The sequence below is a fragment of the Mesorhizobium sp. M5C.F.Ca.IN.020.29.1.1 genome (assembly GCF_003997375.1).
GTDB classification, from domain to species: Bacteria; Pseudomonadota; Alphaproteobacteria; order Rhizobiales; family Rhizobiaceae; genus Mesorhizobium; species Mesorhizobium wenxiniae.
Genome location: NZ_RZSW01000477.1, coordinates 1 through 4,990 on the forward strand (window position 1 = coordinate 1; position 4,990 = coordinate 4,990).

The 4,990-nt window shown below is 61.5% G+C and carries 1 protein-coding gene and 3 pseudogenes; all 4 read left to right on the plus strand.

Going from position 1 to position 4,990, the window contains the following annotated elements:
- Positions 1 to 577: pseudogene (locus EOA85_RS27480) on the plus strand (aldose epimerase family protein); the annotation flags it as partial.
- Positions 578 to 1,058: 481 nt separating this feature from the next.
- Positions 1,059 to 2,156: pseudogene (locus tag EOA85_RS27485) on the plus strand (branched-chain amino acid ABC transporter substrate-binding protein).
- Positions 2,157 to 2,239: 83 nt separating this feature from the next.
- Positions 2,240 to 4,708: an adenylate/guanylate cyclase domain-containing protein gene (locus EOA85_RS27490; RefSeq protein WP_127211868.1), complete on the plus strand. Its 2,469-nt coding sequence runs from the start codon at positions 2,240 to 2,242 to the stop codon at positions 4,706 to 4,708.
- Positions 4,709 to 4,794: 86 nt separating this feature from the next.
- Positions 4,795 to 4,990: pseudogene (locus EOA85_RS27495) on the plus strand (galactose-1-epimerase); the annotation flags it as partial.

Sequence of the window (4,990 nt, forward strand, 5' to 3'; positions counted from 1 at the left end):
CCCGGCACGCTCAGCGTCGAGATGACCGCCACCTGCGAGGAGCCGACGCTGTGCAACCTCACCCAGCATTCCTATTTCAACCTGGATGACGGCGGCGCCGGCGATATCCTCGACCACCGGCTGATGCTGAACGCCGGCGCCTATCTTCCGGTCGATGGCGACCTGATTCCGACCGGCGTCGTGAAGCCGGTCGATGGCACGCCGTTCGATTTCCGCCAGGCGCGGCCGCTTGCGCATGGAGAGCGAGGGCAAGCAGCTCACCTACGACCAGAATTTCTGCCTTGCCTCGATGCGTGGGCCGCTCAAGCTGGCATCATGGGCGCAAGGCGCAAATTCCGGCGTCGAGATGGAGCTCTGGACCACCGAGCCGGGCGTTCAGCTCTATACCGGCCAGTATCTGGCGCCGCCTTCGCCGGGGCTCGAAGGACGTCGTTACAAGGCTTTTTCGGGCTTTTGCCTGGAGTCGCAGGTCTGGCCGGACGCGCCGAACCGGCCGTATTTCCCACAGGCCACGCTATGGCCGGGCCAGATCTACCACCATGTCACGGAATACCGGTTCCGACTGCCTGGCGCCTGACACGGAAGTCGGGTGGTACCGGTTCTTGCTGCGCTACCTCCGGTTCGGACAGGATCGTGCGCAAGTTCAAAGGCCGTCGTTTGCGTTCCGATTGGACGCGCGACGCTCTCGGATCGGAACCCAATCACTGTCAGCGATCGAGTTCGGACCGTTCTCGAACATTTGAAGCCGATGGCCGGGACGAGGCAAGTTGACCCGAAAGCGACCTTCGTAGGTCGGGCCGGAACGTCTGCAAAAGGGACAATCCAATTTATAGCACGCGATGGCAACAACCACTTAGCACCCAATTTTGTTGAGAACCTCGGCAAGCGCGAGCGCTTTAGCCATCAACTAACCCGCGCAGGGATATGGCAAATCCAGGTAGAAGCCTAATCAACGACGAGACGAGTGCGCTGTATGACCAGCCAAGATATCTACGCTCGCGGAAAGGACTGTCGGCGTTGCCGGGATTGGCGTAAACTACTCGCTTGGGGTGTCATCCATGCACCGTATCATCACAGTGGCTTTTGTGGCGCTCGCGGTCGCGCTTAACTGTCCTGCGCAGGCGGAGGTGCTGATCGGGGTCGCAGGCCCGATGACCGGAAAGCTTGAGTGGACTGGCACGCAATTGAAGCGCGGCGCAGAGGTAGCTGTGGCCGACATCAATGCAGCGGGCGGCGTTCTAGGCCAACAGGTGCGGCTCATCACGGTCGACGACTTCTGCGATCCCGAGCAAGCAGTGGCTGCTGCCCAAAAGCTGGTGGCTGACGGTGTAGTGTTCGTCGTCGGGCACTACTGCTCTGGAGCCTCGATCCCAGCTTCGAAGGTGTACGAGGCGGCGGGAATTCTGCAGATTTCGCCATCCTCGACCAATCCGATGTTGACCGAGCAAGGTCGCGCCAACGTTTTCCGCGTCTGCAGTCGCGACGATGCGCAGGGCTTCGAGGCCGGCAACTACTTGGCCGATCATTGGAGCGACAAGAAGATCGCGATCCTTCACGACAACACGACCTATGGGAAGGGTCTCGCCGATGAGACAAGAAAGCAGTTGAACAAGCGGGGCGTGACCGAGACAATCTATGATGGCTACGCTCCCGGGAAAGACGACTACTCGGCCGAGATCAGTAGGCTACAGGGGGCGGATATCGCCGTGCTTTAAATGGGAGGGTATCATACCGAGGCTGCGCTTATGGTCCGTGCGGCGCGCGACCGGGGCTACTCGCTTCAGCTGATCTCGGGTGACGATACGGCGACCGAGGCGTTTGGGCTCATTGCCGGCCCTGCCGCCGAGGGCACGCTCTTCACCTTTGTCCCCGACCCACGTCGAAATGCCGAAGCGGCGCAAGTCGTCGAACGATTCCGTGCCGAGAACTTCGAACCAGATTCCTGGACGCTGCATAGTTACGGTGCCGCCCAGACTTGGGCGCAGGCGGTCGAGAAGGCAGGCTCACTAGAACTCCAAGCCGTGATTGCGTCGCTGCGGAGCAATCAATTTGATACTGTGCTGGGCCGTATGGACTTTGATGACAAGGGCGACCTCACTGTTCAGAGTTGGGTTTGGTATGTTTGGAAGGGCGGCGAATACGTGCCGTTGGAGTAACGGACCACCGAGCTGGCGGATCGCATTGAGCCAATCTGTGCAGATCTTATTGGCCGCGCCAGCTGAATCAACGCGTCGCCGCAATGCTTAAGCGTCTCGGCATACGCGGCCGCCTGTTGCTCGCTTTTTTCGGTATCAGCACCTTCGCGGTGCTCGCGACAGCAGCCGCTCTTTATGCCTTTCTCGAGGTGGGGGAGGTTGTCGACCGCATCACCAAGGACCGAGTGCCGTCGGCGCTCGCATCCCTCCAGCTGTCGCGGCAGGCCGAGCGGGTCGCCGCCACTGCGCCCGCCGTACTTGCTTCGACCAGCAAGGCTCAGCATAACGAGGTGTCGGCTGCGATCGCGGCCGAGATGACGCGCCTAGAGGAACTGCTTGCCGCTCTCAAAGGCGCCAAGCCTGGCGCGGCGGTGGTGGCTGAGATCGAGGCTGCGGTGCTTGGTCTGCGCCGCAATCTCAATGCCCTCGATGACCTTGTCGCCGCCCGCCTCTCCGTGGTGGCGCACAAAGAGGAACTGTTACGCCGCCTATCGGCTACGACAAATGCAAGCCAGCGCCTTGTAGCGCCCGGTATGCTCGTGATGAATTCCAAACTCCAGCAATGGCGGGCGGTCACAGCCGGCACGTCGCTTGCATCGGACCGAGGCACGGAGGCGACGGCCGACCTGGTTCAAGCGATCGCGGCCTACATCCCGCAGCAGAAGGCGCAGCAGGAGATCTCGGCGGTCAATGACGCGCTGGTCAACACGGCGGACGCGCCTACGCCAGGCGATCTGGCGTTGATCATGTTTCCGCTGCGCCGGTCGTTCGCCGTTCTAGATACGATTTCCGACGAGATCGACGAGAGGCTGCGAACCCGTTTCCAGCAGCGGGTCAACGAGTTCAAGGCATTGATCGACGGTGGAAACAGCATCCCGAAGACGCGGCAGGACGAGTTCGCCGTCCTTGCGCAGGGCGAAAAGCTTCTGGCCGAAAACCATCAGCTGTCGCGCAGTCTTACCGCTGCCGTCGATCGCCTGGTCGCCGCGGCAGACCGCGAGATCGCGGCGTCCGGTCTCGAAGCCGCGGTCGTCCAGCGCTACGGGACCGGAGTTGTCCTTGGCTCCGCCGTTCTCAGCCTCTTGAGTTCCGTTCTGTTTGTGTGGCTCTATGTCGACCGTAGCCTCCTCGCGCGGCTGGGAGGGTTGAGCCAAAGCATGCTCGCGATCGCCGGCGGCGATCTTCGTGCGCCATTGCCTGCCGCGGGCCACGACGAAATCGGCCGCATGGCCGAGGCGCTCAGGCTCTTCCGGGATACCGCAGTCGAGGTGGAGGAGAAGAACCTGCGCGAGGTCGCCGAAGCGCGTCAGCGGCTCATTGATGCCATCGAAAGCATCTCCGAGGGATTCGCTCTCTACGACGCGGAGGACCGGCTCGCCCTTAGCAATAGCCGCTACCGCGAACTGCTCTACAGCGACCTTGCGATCGAACTGACGCCCGGCACGGCCTTCGAGTACATCATCCGCCGATCCGCTGAGCGCGGCTATATCAGGGATGCTGAGGGACGGTTAGAGGAATGGGTCGCCGAGCGCCTCTCCCGGCACCGCAACCCTGGCGAACCGTGGCTGCAGCGGCGAGGCGACGGGCGATGGATTATGATTAGCGAGCGGCGGATCACCGGCGGCGGCACAGTCGCGGTCTACTCGGACATCACCGAGCTGAAGCAACGGGAGGAGAACCTCGCCGAGAAATCCGCGGCTCTCGAGGCGCTTTCCAGCAAGCTGGCGAAGTACCTGGCGCCGCAGGTCTACAACTCGATATTCACTGGCCGTCAGGACGTCAGGATCGCCAGCCAGCGGAAGAAGCTGACGATATGCTTCTCCGATATCGCCGGCTTTACCGAGACCACTGACAAAATGGAGTCCGAAGTTCTCACCCAGCTCCTCAATCACTATCTGACGGAAATGTCGAAAATTGCTTCGGATCACGGCGCGACGATCGACAAGTATGTCGGCGACGCGATCCTGATGTTTTTCGGCGATCCGGAGACTCGCGGCGTCAAGGAGGACGCGTTCGCCTGCGTGCAGATGGCTCTCGCCATGCAGAAGCGGATGAGCGAACTTGCCGAAATCTGGCGCGACATTGGAATTGAAACGCCGCTGCGCTGCCGCATCGGCATCCACACCGACTACTGCACTGTCGGCAACTTCGGCAGCGAGGACCGGATGGATTACACGATAATCGGCGGCGCTGTGAATCTCGCCTCACGTCTCGAGCAGGAGGCGCAGCCAGGGACGGTGCTCATTTCTTATGAGACGTTTGCGCAAGTGAGGGACATGATCGACTGCGACGAACTGGGGCACATCCACGTCAAGGGGATCGCCTATCCGGTCGCCACCTATCGCGTCATCGATCTGAAGGCCAATCTTGTCGCTGCCCATCGCTCCGTTCGAACCGAACTGCCGCATCTCAGACTAGAAGCTGAGCCCGAGCTGATGTCTGCTGACGAGCGTGACCAAGCCGCCACTGCGCTTCGAGACGCGCTCGATCAACTTTGTCACAAGCCTAGGTAGTAGGGCCCGTACCTGAATTCTCCAGCGCTCACCTCGTCGACCAGCCCACAGCCAGGCATGCCTGTCGGCCACGTGTTCTTTGGGATCGAGACACGACGGCACGATGGGCTTTCCCCGGGGCGCTCGACGTGACCTGCACCTATAGGTTGAAAATTCCCGGCACGCTCAGCGTCGAGATGACCGCCACCTGCGAGGAGCCGACGCTGTGCAACCTCACCCAGCATTCCTATTTCAACCTGGATGACGGCGGCGCCGGCGATATCCTCGACCACCGGCTGATGC

What these genes read in the sequence shown, in the direction of transcription:
- EOA85_RS27490 (WP_127211868.1), top strand. Translation starts at nt 2,240, where the DNA reads ATGCTTAAGCGTCTCGGCATACGCGGCCGCCTGTTGCTCGCTTTTTTC.